Raw genomic sequence first — 16,614 nt, 5'->3', positions numbered from 1 at the left:
TGTGGCATTACGACAATTAATCCTTCTTTCTGCTGAGGCTTGGAAAAACTTATGGCTAAGAAAAAAATCGGGTTGCCGCCCTTGGACTGGCTGCGCGTTTTTGAGGCGGCGGGGCGTCTGGGCGGGTTTTCGGCAGCGGCGAGGGAATTTGGTCTGACACAAGCGGCGGTAAGCCAGCGGATCGGTAACCTTGAGGCCTGGCTTGGGCGCACGTTGTTTGTGCGTGAGGCACGTGGCGTGTCATTGACCGTCGAAGGCGAAAGCTACCTGCCGCTGGTGCAAGACAGTTTGCAGGCGCTTGAACGCAATACCGAGGATCTGTTTGGCAAATCCCCGCGCGAATTGCGGGTGGCCGGTTTGTCATCGCACATCCACGCGCTTGTGGTTCCCAGCCTTGCGCGATTTCAGGAGATGCAGCCGAAGGTGCGTGTCCTCACCGATTCCGTGGCACGACGGTCGTCGCTGGATGAAGAGCGGACATGGCTGCAAATCCGCTACGGTCGCGGTGCCTGGCCCGGGCGGGATTCCGAATTGATCGCAGCTGAAGTGTTGGTGCCGATGGCGGCTCCGGGTGTTGAATGGGGCGCGCCTTTGATTGATCTGCGCGGAGAACGGCCGGGGTGGCGAGATTGGGCGCGAAAGGCAGAGCAGGGCGATGTGACGACGTCGACCATCAGCTTCGATTCAATGGAACACGCGTTGTCCGCGGCACGTCAGGGCATGGGCGTAGCGTTGGGGTCGGTGCCACTGGCCAAGGCGGATCTACAGGACGGACGGTTGCGCCGGTTGCACCTGCCCGAGCTGAAAACGAAGGATGGGTATTGGCTGACATGGCCGGAAGAACGGGCGAAATCAAAGAAGCAGCGCGCTCTGATAGCGGATTTTCTGGAAGCTCTGCGAGGATAGGCGATCAGAAATCGATCGCGATGCCTTTCTTCTCCCAATCGCCATAGCGGGCCGGGTCGGGACCGTCGCGACCGCCCAGTTCCCTTGGCATCTCTTTCGCTTTGGCCTCGGCCTTGCGACGGCGCTCTTCGGCTTCGGCCAAGGCGCGCTGGGCGGCAGGCGGCAGGTCTTTGCGGTCGTCACTCATGACATCGGGTTCCTTTCCGTGCATGGGCTTGATATACGCCCGCGTCCGCCATTGGCAATGCGGGCGAGGATTTATTCAAAGGCGATTCCATGTCCGACAACGCAACAGCAGCCCGACGCAGCGCGATCTATCTGCTGGATCAGATACTGGGCGAAGGACGCCTGCTGTCCGAATGTCTGGCCGCCGGTGCGCTGGACCGGTTGGCCCCTGAAGATCGCGCGCGGGCGCAACGTCTGACGCTGGAAACCTTGCGCGGGTTGGAGCGTGCGGATCGTCTGCTGGAAAACCACATGAACCGCACCCCCGCTTTGACTGTGCATAACGCCCTGCGCCTTGGCGCGGTCGAGCTGTGCCACGGTGAAGCGGCACATGGTGTGGTGAATTCAATGGTCGACATTGTAGGGCGTTCACGCAAGCACGGACGGCTGAAAGGCCTGGTGAATGCCGTGTTGCGTAAAGTGGCCGCCGAAGGGCCCGAAGCATGGCCCAAAATGCGCGTGCCGCGTTTGCCCGAATGGCTGCGTGATCCGCTGATCATGGCCTGGGGGGAGGATGCAATCGCGGGAATGGAAAAGGCGCAATTTGCTGGCGCACCGCTTGACCTGACTGTGAAGCCAGGCACCAGCGGACCCGGTGAAGTCCTGCCGACCGGTTCGACGCGGCTGCACGATGCCGGTCAGGTCACTGCCCTTCCGGGCTATGGCAAAGGTGATTGGTGGGTGCAGGACGCGGCAGCCGCTATTCCAGTGCGCATACTTGCTCCGAAATCGGGCGAAAGGATCCTCGACCTTTGCGCCGCTCCGGGTGGAAAAACACTGCAACTGGCGGCAGCTGGGGCCGATGTTACGGCGCTCGACGTCTCGGAAACGCGGTTGGCGCGGGTGCATGAGAACCTCAAACGCACCGGGCTGAAAGCCACTGTCGTCGCGGGCGACGCGCTTGAACATCAGGGCCAGTATGACGCCATCCTTTTGGACGCGCCGTGTTCTGCCACGGGAACGATCCGCAGGCACCCCGACTTGCCTTTTGCCAAAGACGGATCGGAATTCGGTGAGCTGATCGAGCTGCAGGCGCGGATGCTGGCCCACGCCTGGAGCTTGCTGAAACCCGGCGGGCGGCTGGTCTATTGCACTTGTTCTCTCCTGCCGGATGAGGGCGAGGTGCAGGTCGAAGAAGCGCTGGACCAACACCCCGATATGTCGGTGGATCGGGCGGCTGTGAACATTGCCGGAATCGAGTCCGAATGGATCACCGAGGAAGGCGGCCTGCGTCTGCGGCCCGATTACTGGGCTGATCTTGGTGGAATGGATGGGTTCTACATCGCACGCTTGAACAAATCGGCGTAGAAGCACGCTTTTCGATGACTTGACGATCGCCCCGGTCTATCGTTGGGTCTCAGGCGCCAGCAGAGCGCAAGGGGCAGAGTAACGAGCGTCATGTCGAAGACAGATACCATGACCAATCAGTGGACACGGTTTCAGAACCGTCTCTACGCGCGGCTCAGCCAGCGTCGCAAAGCGGTCTCGGGGTTTGTTGGCGAGCCGGAACCACGCACGGTCGGCTCATTTGCGCGCGGGCGTCAGTTGGTCGCCGGAAATCTGCTGTTCGCAGGCTTTTTGGTCGAGGCTCAGGATACCGAGCTGTGGGATGTGACCGCGCCCAGTACCGGGTTTGACAATGAACGCCACGGCTTTGCCTGGCTCGACGATCTGGCGGCTGTTGGCGATATGCGCGCGCGTGAAAAGGCCCAGCGGTGGGTCTGGGGCTGGATCAACGCGCATGGTCGCGGTCAGGGGCCGGGCTGGGCACCTGATCTGACCGGCCGGCGCGTCATACGCTGGATTAACCATGCGATTTTCCTGTTGCGCGGCGCAGATGAACACCAAAGCAGGATGTTTTTCCGTTCGTTGGCCCAACAGACATGGTTTTTGTCCAAGCGTTGGAAGGCAGCGACACCCGGTCTTCCCCGGTTTGAGGCGCTTGCCGGGCTGGTGCAGGCTGGTCTGGCGCTGGAGGGGTTGGAGCAAATGGCTGATCCTGCCCTTCGTGCTTTGGCACGCGAGTGTGACAGTCAGGTAGACGAACAGGGCGGTATCCCAACCCGCAACCCCGAAGAGCTGCTTGAGGTCTTTATGCTGCTTTCATGGACCTCGGCCGCGCTCAGCGCGTTGGGCCGGGGCACGCCCGGGGCGCAGGCAAGTGCCATCAAACGCATGGCCCCCACCTTGCGCAGCCTGCGCCATGCGGACGGGGCTTTGGCCCGGTTTCACGGCGGTGGGCGCGGTGTCGAAGGGCGTTTGGATCAGGCACTGGCGCAAAGCGGTGTCAGGCCACATCACACCACGGGGCTGTCCATGGGATTTGCCCGACTTTATGCGGCCAGAACCAGCGTGATTGTGGATGCTGCCACTCCACCCAAGGGGGCGGCGTCATACAACGCCCATGCTTCGACCCTGGCGTTCGAACTGACGTCGGGCCGCAGACCACTGGTGGTCAATTGCGGATCGGGCGAAAGCTTTGGGACGGAATGGCGGCGTGCGGGTCGGGCGACACCGTCGCATTCGACACTGTGCCTTGATGGGTATTCAAGCGCTCGGCTGGCGCCACCGACGCAGGGAGCCGAACGCGAGGCACTGGTGGATGCGCCGCATGAGGTTCCCATTGATTTCGAGGATGCCTTTGAAGGCACGCGATTCATGGCCGGGCATGACGGGTATACCAAGGTCTTCGGATTGACACATGCGCGTACCTTTGAGCTGCGCTTTGATGGGCGTGAGCTGGCCTGCGAGGATATTCTGCTGACGGCCACCGACAAGGCGAAGCGCCAATTTGACAAGGCGATGGACGCCTCGGGTCTGAAGGGCATCGCCTTTGACATCCGGTTTCACCTGCATCCGGACGTGGATGCGGCACTGGATCTGGGGGGCGCTGCGGTGTCGATGGCGCTGAAAAGTGGTGAGATTTGGGTTTTCCGCCATGATGGCGTCGGAAAATTATCTGTAGAACCAAGCGTTTATTTGGAAAACGGGCGTTTAAAACCACGCGCGACAAAACAGATCGTTCTATCTGGCCGCGCAATGGAGTATGCGACGCGCATCCGGTGGACGCTGAGCAAGGCCCAGGACACAGCCTATGCCGTGCGGGATATACACCGGGACGAGCCCGAGTTTTACTGACGCCAAAAGGACCTTTGACCCCATGACCGATCTTCACCCCGTGCGCCGCGCGTTGCTTTCCGTTTCCGACAAGACCGGGCTGATCGAGCTGGGCAAGGCACTGGCCGAGCGCGGGGTCGAGCTGTTGTCGACCGGTGGTACCGCCAAGGCGCTGCGGGATGCAGGGCTTGAGGTGAAGGATGTCAGCGAGATCACTGGCTTCCCCGAGATGATGGATGGCCGTGTTAAAACACTGCATCCCATGGTGCATGGCGGTCTGCTGGCACTGCGTGACAACGAAAGTCATGTAGCGGCGATGGATGAGCACGGCATCGGTGCGATCGACCTGCTGGTGGTGAACCTCTATCCGTTCGAGGCCACGGTAGCCAAAGGTGCGGGTTACGACGAATGCATCGAAAACATCGATATCGGTGGCCCGGCGATGATCCGCGCGGCCTCGAAAAACCACGCTTTTGTGAATGTAGTTGTGGATGTTCAGGATTACGACGCGCTGCTGGCTGAGCTGGCGGCTAACGATGGGCAGACTTCCTATGCGTTCCGTCAGAACCTGGCGCAGACAGCCTATGCTCGTACCGCCGCCTATGACGCGGCCGTGTCGAATTGGATGGCCGATGCGCTGGCCGCCGAGGCCCCGCGCCGTCGCGCCTTTGCCGGAGAATTGAAGCAGACCTTGCGTTATGGCGAAAACAGCCACCAACAGGCGGTCTTCTACACCGATGGCACCAACCGCCCCGGTGTGGCGACAGCGGTGCAGCATCAGGGCAAAGAACTGAGCTACAACAATATCAACGACACAGACGCGGCATTTGAACTGGTGGCCGAGTTCGATCCGGCGCAAGGCGCAGCCTGCGCGATCATCAAGCATGCCAACCCCTGCGGTGTTGCCAAGGGCGCGACATTGATCGAGGCCTATAAGGCCGCGTTTGATTGTGACCGCACTTCGGCCTTTGGCGGGATCATTGCGCTGAACCAGCCGCTGGATGCCGAAACCGCGCAGGAAATCACCGGAATTTTCACCGAAGTTGTGATCGCTCCGGGTGCGTCGGATGAGGCTAAGGCAATCTTTGCCGCCAAAAAGAACCTGCGTCTGCTGACAACCGATGGCCTGCCAGACGTGACCACAGGTGGCAAAACCGTCCGTCAGGTAGCCGGTGGCCTTCTGGTGCAGGATAAGGACAACGGATTTGTTGGCCTGGATGACCTGAAGGTCGTCACTAAGAAATCCCCGACCGAGGAACAGATGCGCGATCTTCTGTTTGCGTGGAAAGTGGCGAAACACGTCAAATCCAATGCCATCGTCTATGTCAAAGACGGAGCAACCGTGGGTGTGGGTGCCGGGCAGATGAGCCGCCTGGACTCGGCGATGATTGCAGCGAAGAAAGCCGAGCGCATGGCCGATGCTCTGGGCTTGGCCCAACCACTGACAATCGGGTCCGCCGTGGCGTCGGATGCGTTTTTCCCGTTCCCGGACGGTCTGATGGAAGCGGCCGAGGCCGGCGCGACCTGTGTTATCCAGCCGGGTGGCTCGATGCGCGATGAAGAGGTGATCGCAGCCGCGGATGAGGCCGGTCTGGCCATGGTCTTTACCGGCATGCGCCACTTCCGCCACTGATGCGCTATCGTCTGCTTCTCTGGGCCGCACTGGCTGCGTTACTGATCGACCAAATCAGCAAGTATCTCGTCGTTCACGTGATGCGCGTGGCTGATGGGAACATCGATGTCCTGCCGCCGTTGCTGGTGTTCAAATACGGTGAGAATCGGGGCATCAATTTCGGCCTGTTTCAGGGCAATACCGATGCTGCCCGATGGGCGTTGATCGGAGTTTCCATAGTCATCGCAATCGGTGTGCTGATCTGGCTGATGCGCACAGCCCCGTCGAAACTGATGCTGGTTTGCGGCGGGTTGCTGATTGGCGGGGCGCTGGGCAACGTCGTGGATCGCCTGCTTTATGGTTATGTTCTGGATTTCCTGAACATGTCCTGTTGCGGCATCAACAACCCTTTCGTGTTCAACCTTGCTGATGTGTTCATTTTCGCGGGAGCGATTGGTCTGGTGGTGTTCGAAGGCAAAAAGGCCTCGTGACGTGCCATTTGAAATGCGATAAAAGCGCCTGAAACAGGCTGGAGACTCTGATGCGGCTGCCGCGTTCCATATTTGCTTTGACAATGGCCTTTGCGGCTGCAGGCTGTTCCGATATCGGATTGCGCCACTTGGAAGCGCCCGGGCAGGGGCCGGACGAATTCTCGGTCCTGCCTGTCAAACCACTGACTCAGCCCAAGGACTACGCTTTTCTGCCTGCGCCCACGCTGGGTGGTGAGAACCTGACCGATCCGAACCCTAAGGCCGAAGCTGTCGTTGCCCTTGGCGGGAACGAATCTTCGCTGAACGCAAATACGGCCATCCCGTCCACGGACGCCGCCCTTGTGACGGCCTCCAGCCGGTATGGGGTTCCGGCGAATGCCCGGCAGGTGGTTGATGCCGAGGATGCAGAATTCCGCAGAAAGCAGAGCCGCCTGACGCGCTTGCGCTTGTTCAACGTGGATCGGTATTCGCAGGTCTACCGCCGCGAAACGTTGAATCCCGACCGTCAGAATGAGGCTGCACGCCAAGCCGGGATCGAAACACCATCGGCGCCACCGGTAGATGAATAATCTTTAACTTTTCGTCATTGGCCTTGAACCCGCGTGGTGCCACCGTAGTTTGAACAACATAAATCAAACGGAGGACGCCCTATGGTTCGGGCCCTGGCATTGTCGGCAGCCCTGATGGCCGCAACCCCTCTTGCTGCAAGCGAGGGGCACGAAGCGGTCACGACCTTTACGCTGGACAACGGCATGGATGTCGTCGTGATCGAAGATCACCGCGCACCGGTTGTGCAGCATATGGTCTGGTATCGCGCAGGGTCAGCAGATGAGCCCGTGGGATCATCGGGCGTGGCGCATTTCCTGGAACACCTGCTGTTTAAAGGCACTGACACTTTGGCCCCGGGCGAATTTTCGGCCACCGTTGCGGCCAATGGCGGTACCGACAACGCGTTCACTTCGTATGATTATACCGCGTATTTCCAACGCGTTGCCGCCGACCGGCTGGAACTGATGATGCGGATGGAAGCGGATCGGATGCGCAATATTCGCCTGAGCGAAAATGATATTGTCACCGAACGCGACGTGATCCTTGAGGAACGCAACCAGCGCACCGACAACAGCCCGCGCGCCCTGTTTGGCGAACAGATGAGCGCGTCGCAGTATCTCAACCATCGCTACGGCGTGCCAATCATCGGCTGGCGCCACGAGATGGAAACGCTGGACATGGAGGACGCGCTGTCCTTCTACCAGACCCACTACGCGCCCAATAACGCCATTCTGGTCGTCACCGGTGATGTCGAACCTGACGAGGTCAAATCGCTGGCCGAGCAGTATTACGGCGTGATCCCCGCCAACCCTGACCTGCCAGAACGGGTCCGGTCGCAGGAACCGCCGCAAACGGCAGAACGCCGTCTGACATACAAAGACGCGCGCGTGTCGCAGCCCTATGTGCAGCGCAGCTATCTGGCACCCGAGCGTGATCCGGGCGAACAGGAAAAAGCGGCTGCTCTGTTTTTGTTGGCAGAACTGTTGGGCGGAAGCACGACATCCTACCTGAACGAAAAGCTGCAGTTCGAGCAGCAGAAGGTTGTCTACACCGGGGCGTTCTATCGGGGTGTCTCGCTGGATGATACGACCTTTGACCTGATCGTCGTCCCGGCTGCAGGCGTTTCCCTGCAAGAGGCCGAAGATGCAATGGATCAGGTGGTTGCCGACTTCATTGCTGAGGGTGTGAACGAAGAAGACCTTGACCGGATCAAGATGCAGCTGCGGGCGTCGCAGACCTATGCGCGCGACAATGTGGATGGGATTGGCAACCGCTATGGCCGCGCACTGACCAGCGGCCTGACAGTTGAGGACGTGCAGGCCTGGCCCGATATTCTGCAAGCTGTCACTGGGGATGAGATCATCGCCGCTGCCCGCGAGGTAATACAACCGGAAACATCGGTCACCGGCTGGCTAATGCGCGATGACGAGGTGACGCAATGAAACGGATATTCGCAACCCTGATCGCGTTCGTTGTCGCTCTGCCCGTGTGGGCCGATATCGAGATCGAAGAGGTTACTTCTCCTGGTGGTATCACCGCCTGGCTGGTCGAGGATCACTCGATCCCCTTCACCGCGCTGGAGCTGCGTTTTCGCGGCGGCACATCGCTGGATGACGCGGACAAACGCGGTGCGGTCTACCTGATGAGCGGCCTGATTGAGGAAGGCGCAGGTGACATGGATGCCCGCACCTATGCGCGTGAGCTGGAATCGCTGGCGGCCTCGTTCCGGTACGGTGCAACCGATGACTCGGTGTCGATCACCGCGCAGTTCCTGACCGAGAACCGGGACGACGTGATCGACTTGCTGCGCACCACCATTCACGAGCCGCGCTTTGATCAGGATGCGGTGGACCGGGTAAAGGCGCAGGTGCTGTCCGGCCTTAAATCCGATCAAACCGACCCGAATGACATTGCGGGTCGTAACTTTGCCCGAATGGCCTACGGCGACCACCCTTACGGCACCGAAGGTAAGGGTACGATCGAAAGCGTGACCGCCCTGACGCGCGATGACGTGGTCACCGCCTATCAGGATGTCTTTGTCCAAGACCGGATGTATGTAGGCGCAGTGGGTGACATCACACCCGAAGAGCTGGGCGCGTTGTTGGATAAACTGCTGGCCGACCTGCCAAAAACTGGAAAGCCGATCCCTGAACGCGCCGATGTGTCAATCCCCGGTGGTGTCAGCGTGGTTGAGTTCGACACGCCGCAATCTGTGGCCCTTTTCGGACATGCCGGCATTGACCGCGATGATCCCGATTTCTTTGCCGCCTTCATCCTGAACCACATCCTTGGCGGGGGCGGGTTTGAAAGCCGCCTGATGCAGGAAGTGAGAGAGAAGCGTGGCTTGACCTATGGAATCGGCACTTATCTGGTGCCCAAGGACTTGGCCTCGGTTTATCTGGGATCCGTGTCGTCCAGCAATGATCGCATTGCCGAAGCGGTCGAGGTGATCCGCGACGAGTGGGCTCGCGCCGCGTCCGAAGGTGTAACCCAAAAAGAACTGGACGATGCCAAAACATATCTGACGGGCGCTTACCCGCTGAGGTTTGATGGCAATGGCCAGATCGCAGGGATCATGGTCGGGATGCAGATGGAAGACCTGCCCATCGACTATATCGCCACCCGCAACGACAAGGTGAATGCGATCACGCTGGAAGAGATCAACCGGGTCGCCAGCGAATTGCTGGACCCTGATGGGCTCCACTTCACCATTGTCGGTAAGCCCGAAGGTCTGGACGGCTAAACCCGATCAGGCCGCGACGGGCTGTTTCTGTGCCCGAAGCGTATGCTTGTTGCTGCTCAGAAGCTTTTGCCGCGCATGCCTGAAATGCGCGGCTTTAAGCGCGTCGTCGATATGCCGGTTGCGGCGCAGCAGGCGCGACAGACGGAAATTGTCGAACACCAGGCAAGTTGTCGGCTCTGAGGCGATGACGGTGGCCGTTGCGGGTAGGCCAAGGCCGAATGTCAGCTCTCCTAGTGTCTCGTCCGAGCCGCAAATATTGATGACCTGACCATTTTGAAGGATGGTTGTTCGCCCGCTCAGGACATAGCCAAGGAAATCTGTTGTTCTGGCTTCTTCGATCAGAATGTCGCCTTTGGCGAACTCCTGAACCGACGCAGTGTTCAATAGCTTTCGGGCATGATGCGGTTTCAGTGACCCAAGATGATGCGAGATGAACTGGCGCTCGGCTGCGGAAAAGCGAATGAAATGCCGCGAAAGGTATCCGCGCAGCAATCCGATGACCGAGATCGCGATATAGGCCATCTGTATGATCGAACCGGCAAGATTGAATTCTTCAACCATGCTGATCAGAACGCAGGTTGCAGCAACGATAACTAGAACCGGGTAGAGCACGCCATTGCCGCGGACTATGCCGATTTGCAGTAAAAAGTAGTTCAGAATGTAAAGGCCAGCCCCGGCTACGCCGATCATGGTGGCCAATTCGACAAACTCGGTAAATTCAAATGGACTATTCAGCATGTAAGGACCCACCCTCGCAATGAATGGGTCTTACGCTGTGCCAATTACGTGAAGCCGTAAATGAACAACCTCACAGGTTAATGGGTTTTATGAGCGTGCTTTCGCCTGCGCGCGCAACATTTGCCCCATCATCTGGCCGAACTTGCCCGAGCCACGTTGGTACAACGCGCCATCGACGGCCAGAACCGTGCCGCTGATATAGCTAGCCAGATCAGAACTTAGGAACATACAGGCGTTCGCCACGTCCTGCGGCTGACCCCAACGGCCCAGGGGGACGTCCTTACGCAACGCTTCTCCGGCATCCGGCGTGGGGGCCAAACGCTTGGCCCCTTCGGTGCCCTCGATAAAGCCCGGCACGACCGAGTTCACGCGGATACCCTCGACGCCCCATTCCATCGACAGGGTGCGGGTGATCTGATCCACGCCTGCCTTGGCGGCACAGACATGGGCCTGGCCTTCGTAAGGCAGGTAGGATTGCGGGGCCGAGATGTTGATGATGCTGGCACCCGGACGCTTGAGGAAAGGATAGGCCCCCTTCATCACGTGGATCGTGCCCATCAGGTCGATATCGATCACGGTCTTGAACGCATTGACCGACATCTCTGCTGCGAGCGCCGGAAAATTACCTGCTGCGCCCGACACCAAAACGTCGAAGTCACCGAATACATCGTAGAACTGTTTGAGGCCCTCAGCGACTGCCTCCGGGTCACGTACATCGAACGCCGTACCGATGGCGTCTTGGGCCCCCGCAGCTTTCAGCGCAGCAACGGTGTCATCGACCTTTTCCTGCGACCGGCTGGCGACCGCCAGTTTGGCACCCGAGGCCGCAAAGGCCTCGGCAATGCCGCGATTGATACCGCTGGTTCCACCGATGACGACGACGGTTTTTTCTGAAAAGTCCATGTAGGCCTCCCTTGGCGGGGAGCCCTACTCGCCGTAGGGCACCCAGATGTTTTTGACTTCGGTCGCAGCCTGCAGGAAGCGGCGAGAATGGTCCACGCCCCAATCAAATGCCGTCGCGTTATTCACCCAGGTCCGTTTCAGGTTCCCAGCCGAGACGACCTCGATCTCTTTCGACAAGTCGGTGGATGAGAACGACCAGACCGCATCGACATTCAGGTGCGAGGCCAGCGGTTTCGCCAATTCCGCATGGCTGCCGGTCAGGATGTTGACTACACCGGCGGGCACGTCCGAGGTTTCGAGGATTTGGTAGAAATCGGTAGCCGCCAGCGGGTAGGGCTCCGAAGCCACCAGAACTGTCCGATTCCCCATCGCAATCGCCGGGGCCATGGCCGAGACCAGACCCAACAAAGGCGCCTCATCCGCACAAAGCGCGCCGATGACACCCACGGATTCCTTCATGGCAATCGCCACGCCACGGATCGGAACGCCGTGCACCTGACCGTCATATTTGTCGGCCCAAGCGGCGGCGGAGAACAGGCGTTGGATTGAAGCTTGGACCTCTTTCGCACCGTCTTTCTTGCCGGTCATTGCGTCGATGCGAGCGGCAAACTCGTCGGCGCGAGCCGAGAGGTTTTCGCCGATGTAATACAGGATCTGTGCCCGCAGATGGCCGGTGGTCTTGGACCAACCTTTGGCCCCTGCCGCAGCTTCAACCGCATTGCGGACGTCCTTGCGATTGGCGAGGCTCACGTGGCCCAACAGCCCGGATTTACCCCAGACGGGTTTCGAATAGCCGCTATCGGGCCGTGCCTGCTTGCCTCCGACATACATCTTGGCGGTACGGTCAATCGGATCGACCGGAGAGCCCTCGCCGATGGCCGCTTCGACCTTCGCCAACGGCTTAGCTTTGCCTTTGAGCCTGGTATAGGCCGTCAGCCCTTCCCAGCCGCCTTCACGGCCAAAGCCGCTTTCGCGCACGCCGCCGAATCCGGCTGCCGCGTCGAACAGGTTGGTGGCATTCACCCAAACCACGCCCGCGACCAGTTTGGGCGCGATATCCAGTGCAAGGTTCACGTTCTCGGTCCACACGGTCGCGGCCAGCCCGTAACGGGTGTTGTTGGCCAGCTCGACCGCCTCTTCCGGTGTGCGGAAGGTTGACGACACCAGAACCGGACCAAAGATTTCTTCTTGCATCAGCGGGTCGGATGTCTCGAGGCCCGAGATCAGCGTCGGCGGGTAATAACACCCGTTCGCCGGCAGATCGCATGTCGCTTGATGCACGTGACCGGCGGTGTTGCTTTCGACCATGCTTTTGATGGTTTGCAGTTGGACCGGGTCTACAACCGCGCCCACATCAATGCATTTATCCAGCGGATCGCCGATGCGCAGCGAGTCCATCCGTGCGCGCAGTTTGTCGTGGAAACGGTCCGCGATGCCTTCTTGGACCAGCAAGCGGGACCCTGCGCAGCAGACCTGACCCTGATTAAACCAGATCGCGTCGACCAAACCTTCGATAGCACTGTCGATATCGGCGTCATCAAAGACGATGTAAGCCGACTTACCACCCAGCTCCAACGTCAATTCCTTACCAGAACCAGCGGTCGCTTCACGGATACGGCGGCCAACAACAGTCGAGCCCGTAAAGGCGATCTTGTCTACGTCCGAATTCACGATCATCTCACCCACCGCGCCGTCTCCGGTGACGATGTTGACCACGCCTTTGGGCAGTCCGGCTTGCGAACAGATATCAGCAAACAACAGGGCTGTCAGCGAGGTGTACTCGGCCGGTTTCAGAACTACTGTGTTGCCCATGGCCAGGGCCGGGGCAATCTTCCACGACAGCATCAGCAGCGGGAAATTCCACGGAATGATCTGCCCGCAGACGCCCAACGCCTCAGCATCGGGCAGTTCGCTTTGCATCAGCTGCGACATGCCTGCGTGGTAGTAGAAATGACGCTGCGCCAACGGGATGTCGATGTCGCGTGATTCACGGATCGGCTTGCCGTTGTCGAGGCTCTCAAGCACCGCAAACAGGCGCGAATGCTTCTGCAACAAGCGCGCGATGGCATAGAGGTACCGCGCACGGGCTGCACCGCCCAGCTTCTCCCATTTCGGTTGCGCCTTGCGGGCGGCAGAAACAGCAGCGTCCACATCGGCCTGTTTGGCCTGCGTCAGCTTGGCCAAAACCTCTCCGGTCGCCGGGTTGCGGCTGTCGAACCCTTTGCCGGGTTTGGTGAACGCACCATCGATATAGTGACCGAACTTGTCGCCCTGATCGACCAGCCAGGCCAGAGCCTCGGCGGCGCTTTCGGGGGCAGGGCCGTAATCCATGGTTTCGAATATCTCTTTGACTGTCATTGTTTTTGTCCTCAGCCCATGGAGTGACGGTAACCGGCGGAGTATGCGCCAGTTACATAGTGTTCCAACTGCCGCTCGATATCGCCCAACAAGGACGACGCGCCAAAACGGAACAAGTCCGGCTCCAGCCAGCGGTCGCCCAGTTCGTCCTTGATCAGCGACAAATAAACCAGCGCGTCCTTGGCCTTGGATATGCCGCCTGCCGGTTTATAGCCGACCCGGTATCCGGTGCGGTCATAATAGTCGCGGATCGCGCGGATCATGACCAGCGAAACCGGCAAGGTGGCGTTGACGCTTTCCTTGCCGGTCGAGGTCTTGATGAAATCCGCCCCGGCCATCATGCAGACCAGCGAGGCGCGCGCGACATTGCGCAGGCTGCCCAGTTCGCCGGTGGCAAGGATGGCTTTGACATGCGCATCACCGCAAGCCACGCGGAACGCCTTCATCTCGTCATACAAGGCTTGCCAGTCGCCCGACAGCACGTGACGGCGCGAGATCACGATGTCGATCTCTTCGGCGCCGGCTTTCACACTTTCTTCGATCTCGGCCACGCGCAGATGGAATGGCGACAAGCCAGCAGGGAAGCCGGTCGAAACTGCCGCAACCGGAATGCCGGTGCCATGCAGCGCATCCACTGCCGTTTCGATCATGTCGTGATAGACGCAAACGGCCCCGGTTGTGATAGGCGGCATATCCAGCGCCTTCAGAACCGAAGGTGCAACGGGTTGCCGTGCCTTGGCACACAGACGGCGGACTCGACCAACCGTGTCGTCACCCGACAGGGTGGTCAGGTCGATCATCGTGACCGCCTTTAACAGCCATGCGGCCTGATATTCTTTTTTGACGGACCGACGACCGGGCAGGGTCGCGGCGCGGCGTTCAATGGCCGAAGTATTGACCTGCACGGCGCGTACCCAGTCCAGATCAAGATCCATACCGGGGTTTCTGGGCTCGGTCACTTGCGGCAGATGCGCGGTGCGCACGGGGCTTTCTGAGCTCTGCGTTTCCATCTTCACATCCTTTGGGAGGTTTGCGCCAAATTCGCACGGCTTGGCGCTAATTGGAAGGCATAGCGGCCTTCCGTGTGCAATTTTTTTGACCAAATGGACAAATTTGAGGTTTTCTTGCGAATAATTCGCAATAGCGTTGACTTAGTTGCGAATGGTTCGCATATTCATTCTCAAGAGGATACCTAAATGGGGTCAGAAATGATTCGTCGTAGTTTTCTTGCGGTTATGGCTTTTGCCGCCGCTTTGCCCCTCGCGGCATGGGCCGAGGCGTCGCTGAAGGTTGTTGCCACCACGGGCATGATCGCTGATGCGGCACGTCAGATCGGTGGCGATCAGGTTGAGGTCAAGGGCTTGATGGGCCCGGGCGTCGACCCGCATGCCTATCGTCAGACCCGCAGCGACATCGTTGCTATGACCCGGGCGGATCTGATCCTGTGGCACGGTCTTTACCTTGAAGCGCAGATGGAAGACTTCTTCCATGATCTCGGACGTAAACGTCCGGTCGTGGCCGTGGCCGAAGGTGTCGATAAGTCCAAACTGCGCGCGCATGACGACTATGCCGATAAGTATGACCCGCATGTATGGATGAGCCCGGCCGTTTGGCGCGATGTTGTGGTCGAGGTTCAAGAAGCCCTGACAGAGGCCCGCCCCGAGGCTGCTGATTTCTTCGCCGCGAACGCGCAGACACATCTGGCCGAGATTGATCAGTTGGAAGCCTACGGCAAACAAGTGCTGGCCGACGTACCGGAAAACAACCGTGTGCTTGTAACGGCGCATGACGCCTTTGGCTATTTCGGTGAGGAATACGGCTATGAGGTGCTTGGTATACAGGGCATCTCGACCCAGTCTGAGGCTGGTCTGAACCGGATCGGCGAACTGGTCGATACCTTGGTAGATCAGCAGCTGACGGCGGTGTTTGTCGAAAGCTCGGTTTCTGATCGGTCCATGCGTGCGCTGATCGAAGGTGCTGCGGCCAAAGGTCATGATGTTGGCATCGGCGGAGAGCTGTATTCCGACGCAATGGGTGAACCGGGCACCTATGAAGGCACGTATATCGGGATGCTGGATCACAACATCTCTGTGATTGCCGGAGCGCTGGGCGCAGACGTGCCCGAACGCGGCATGAACGGCAAACTGTCGGCGGGGTCTTGAACGATGCTGTCGCTGGCTGCGCATCAGGGTGCTTCGGTTGCTGAGAAAATTACAAAGGACTGCCCGCTGGCCATTCGCGGCCTGACTGTCTCATACGGTCAGAAACCTGCCGTGTTTTCGGTGGATATGACCGTGCAACCCGGCGCGATGACGGCGATCATCGGCCCGAACGGGGCGGGGAAGTCTACGCTTCTGAAGGCGGCGCTGGGCATCGTTTCGCCCTTGTCCGGGCAGGTGTCCGTCTTTGGTGAACCGCTGGAGAAACAGCGTGCACGAATTGCCTATGTGCCGCAACGCGCAAGCGTCGACTGGGATTTTCCGACGCGCGTGATTGATGTTGTGTTGATGGGTCTGTCCCGCGAGCTGGGCTTGCTGGGTCGTGTCCGTGCCCGGCATATGTCCCGGGCCATGGACTGTCTTAACCGGGTCGGGATGCGCGATTTTGCCGATCGTCAGATTGGTCAATTGTCCGGCGGCCAGCAACAGCGCGTTTTTCTTGCCCGTGCTCTGGCGCAGGATGCTGATCTTTATCTGTTGGATGAGCCATTCGCAGGTGTCGATGCAGCGACGGAAAAAGCAATCATCGCAGTGCTGAAGTCGCTGAAAGAGGCGGGCAAGACCGTTGTTGTCGTGCATCACGATCTGGCCACGGTGACTGATTATTTCGACCATGTATTCCTGATCAATACCCGCAAAGTGGCCGAGGGAACTGTGGCCGAGGCCTTTACCGCCGAAACCCTGCAATCGGCGTATGGCGGCCGTTTGGCCACTGCGCAGATCGACCAGATTTCGCGCGCATTGGGGTAAATC

The 16,614-nt window shown here is 59.4% G+C and carries 15 protein-coding genes; 10 read left to right on the top strand and 5 right to left on the bottom strand.

What is annotated here, in order from left to right; all coding sequences use genetic code 11:
* The first annotated feature begins 51 nt into the window (after window positions 1-51).
* Window positions 52-906, top strand: a complete 855-nt coding sequence (locus tag AC2FIO_RS09480) for a LysR family transcriptional regulator (protein WP_496697188.1) — start codon at window positions 52-54, stop codon at window positions 904-906.
* Between the two features lie 4 nt (window positions 907-910).
* Here AC2FIO_RS09480 and AC2FIO_RS09475 read toward each other — a convergent pair whose 3' ends face one another.
* Complete coding sequence (locus AC2FIO_RS09475; RefSeq protein WP_058275228.1) at window positions 911-1,093, bottom strand: DUF1674 domain-containing protein; 183 nt, start codon at window positions 1,091-1,093, stop codon at window positions 911-913.
* Window positions 1,094-1,182: 89 nt separating this feature from the next.
* On the opposite strand from AC2FIO_RS09475, the gene AC2FIO_RS09470 reads away from it, so the two are divergent.
* The 7 genes from AC2FIO_RS09470 to AC2FIO_RS09440 all read left to right on the top strand — a co-directional run bounded on the left by AC2FIO_RS09470 (window position 1,183) and on the right by AC2FIO_RS09440 (window position 9,643).
* Window positions 1,183-2,439, top strand: a complete 1,257-nt coding sequence (locus AC2FIO_RS09470; protein ID WP_496697186.1) for an RsmB/NOP family class I SAM-dependent RNA methyltransferase — start codon at window positions 1,183-1,185, stop codon at window positions 2,437-2,439.
* 90 nt (window positions 2,440-2,529) lie between these two features.
* Window positions 2,530-4,269, top strand: coding sequence for a heparinase II/III family protein (locus tag AC2FIO_RS09465; protein WP_496697185.1), 1,740 nt, complete (start codon window positions 2,530-2,532; stop codon window positions 4,267-4,269).
* Window positions 4,270-4,291: 22 nt separating this feature from the next.
* Window positions 4,292-5,881, top strand: coding sequence for a bifunctional phosphoribosylaminoimidazolecarboxamide formyltransferase/IMP cyclohydrolase (purH, locus tag AC2FIO_RS09460; protein ID WP_496697183.1), 1,590 nt, complete (start codon window positions 4,292-4,294; stop codon window positions 5,879-5,881).
* Window positions 5,881-6,351, top strand: coding sequence for a signal peptidase II (lspA, locus tag AC2FIO_RS09455; protein WP_496697181.1), 471 nt, complete (start codon window positions 5,881-5,883; stop codon window positions 6,349-6,351). Before purH ends, lspA begins: the two co-directional genes overlap by 1 nt.
* A gap of 50 nt (window positions 6,352-6,401) precedes the next feature.
* Entirely contained in the window at window positions 6,402-6,920 is a 519-nt protein-coding gene (locus AC2FIO_RS09450; protein WP_496697179.1) for a DUF3035 domain-containing protein, read from the top strand.
* Between the two features lie 81 nt (window positions 6,921-7,001).
* A complete protein-coding gene (locus AC2FIO_RS09445) occupies window positions 7,002-8,342 on the top strand; it encodes a M16 family metallopeptidase (RefSeq protein ID WP_282170221.1) in 1,341 nt (446 codons plus the stop codon).
* Complete coding sequence (locus AC2FIO_RS09440) at window positions 8,339-9,643, top strand: M16 family metallopeptidase (RefSeq protein ID WP_496697176.1); 1,305 nt, start codon at window positions 8,339-8,341, stop codon at window positions 9,641-9,643. Before AC2FIO_RS09445 ends, AC2FIO_RS09440 begins: the two co-directional genes overlap by 4 nt.
* Before the next feature lie 6 nt (window positions 9,644-9,649).
* Here the strand turns inward: AC2FIO_RS09440 and AC2FIO_RS09435 are convergent, their stop codons facing one another.
* From AC2FIO_RS09435 to deoC, 4 genes are all read right to left on the bottom strand, one after another.
* On the bottom strand, window positions 9,650-10,381 hold the full coding sequence (locus AC2FIO_RS09435) for a cyclic nucleotide-binding domain-containing protein (RefSeq protein ID WP_496697174.1): 732 nt from the start codon (window positions 10,379-10,381) through the stop codon (window positions 9,650-9,652).
* 87 nt (window positions 10,382-10,468) lie between these two features.
* Window positions 10,469-11,284, bottom strand: coding sequence for an SDR family oxidoreductase (locus AC2FIO_RS09430; RefSeq protein ID WP_496697172.1), 816 nt, complete (start codon window positions 11,282-11,284; stop codon window positions 10,469-10,471).
* 24 nt (window positions 11,285-11,308) lie between these two features.
* Window positions 11,309-13,642 carry an aldehyde dehydrogenase family protein gene (locus AC2FIO_RS09425; RefSeq protein ID WP_496697170.1) on the bottom strand — a complete coding sequence of 778 codons (2,334 nt, stop codon included), beginning with the start codon at window positions 13,640-13,642 and terminating at the stop codon, window positions 11,309-11,311.
* A gap of 11 nt (window positions 13,643-13,653) precedes the next feature.
* The gene (deoC, locus tag AC2FIO_RS09420) at window positions 13,654-14,652 is read right to left on the bottom strand and encodes a deoxyribose-phosphate aldolase (RefSeq protein WP_496697168.1); all 999 of its coding nucleotides are present in this window, start codon (window positions 14,650-14,652) and stop codon (window positions 13,654-13,656) included.
* A gap of 198 nt (window positions 14,653-14,850) precedes the next feature.
* Here deoC and AC2FIO_RS09415 point away from each other — a divergent pair, with 198 nt between their 5' ends.
* Entirely contained in the window at window positions 14,851-15,804 is a 954-nt protein-coding gene (locus AC2FIO_RS09415) for a metal ABC transporter solute-binding protein, Zn/Mn family (RefSeq protein WP_282152380.1), read from the top strand.
* A 3-nt stretch (window positions 15,805-15,807) separates the two neighbouring features.
* Window positions 15,808-16,611, top strand: a complete 804-nt coding sequence (locus tag AC2FIO_RS09410; protein ID WP_058274943.1) for a metal ABC transporter ATP-binding protein — start codon at window positions 15,808-15,810, stop codon at window positions 16,609-16,611.
* The last annotated feature ends 3 nt before the right edge of the window (window positions 16,612-16,614 follow it).

This window comes from Ruegeria sp. CDSB086 (genome assembly GCF_059611065.1).
Note: the sequence above shows the minus strand (reverse complement) of the source record. Positions and strands in the feature narration are given on the sequence as shown.

Coding starts and splice junctions, on each gene's coding strand:
- AC2FIO_RS09480 (WP_496697188.1), top strand. CDS start 52: ATGGCTAAGAAAAAAATCGGGTTGCCGCCCTTGGACTGGCTGCGCGTT.
- AC2FIO_RS09475 (WP_058275228.1), bottom strand. CDS start 1,093: ATGAGTGACGACCGCAAAGACCTGCCGCCTGCCGCCCAGCGCGCCTTG.
- AC2FIO_RS09470 (WP_496697186.1), top strand. CDS start 1,183: ATGTCCGACAACGCAACAGCAGCCCGACGCAGCGCGATCTATCTGCTG.
- AC2FIO_RS09465 (WP_496697185.1), top strand. CDS start 2,530: ATGTCGAAGACAGATACCATGACCAATCAGTGGACACGGTTTCAGAAC.
- purH (WP_496697183.1), top strand. CDS start 4,292: ATGACCGATCTTCACCCCGTGCGCCGCGCGTTGCTTTCCGTTTCCGAC.
- lspA (WP_496697181.1), top strand. CDS start 5,881: ATGCGCTATCGTCTGCTTCTCTGGGCCGCACTGGCTGCGTTACTGATC.
- AC2FIO_RS09450 (WP_496697179.1), top strand. CDS start 6,402: ATGCGGCTGCCGCGTTCCATATTTGCTTTGACAATGGCCTTTGCGGCT.
- AC2FIO_RS09445 (WP_282170221.1), top strand. CDS start 7,002: ATGGTTCGGGCCCTGGCATTGTCGGCAGCCCTGATGGCCGCAACCCCT.
- AC2FIO_RS09440 (WP_496697176.1), top strand. CDS start 8,339: ATGAAACGGATATTCGCAACCCTGATCGCGTTCGTTGTCGCTCTGCCC.
- AC2FIO_RS09435 (WP_496697174.1), bottom strand. CDS start 10,381: ATGCTGAATAGTCCATTTGAATTTACCGAGTTTGTCGAATTGGCCACC.
- AC2FIO_RS09430 (WP_496697172.1), bottom strand. CDS start 11,284: ATGGACTTTTCAGAAAAAACCGTCGTCGTCATCGGTGGAACCAGCGGT.
- AC2FIO_RS09425 (WP_496697170.1), bottom strand. CDS start 13,642: ATGACAGTCAAAGAGATATTCGAAACCATGGATTACGGCCCTGCCCCC.
- deoC (WP_496697168.1), bottom strand. CDS start 14,652: ATGGAAACGCAGAGCTCAGAAAGCCCCGTGCGCACCGCGCATCTGCCG.
- AC2FIO_RS09415 (WP_282152380.1), top strand. CDS start 14,851: ATGATTCGTCGTAGTTTTCTTGCGGTTATGGCTTTTGCCGCCGCTTTG.
- AC2FIO_RS09410 (WP_058274943.1), top strand. CDS start 15,808: ATGCTGTCGCTGGCTGCGCATCAGGGTGCTTCGGTTGCTGAGAAAATT.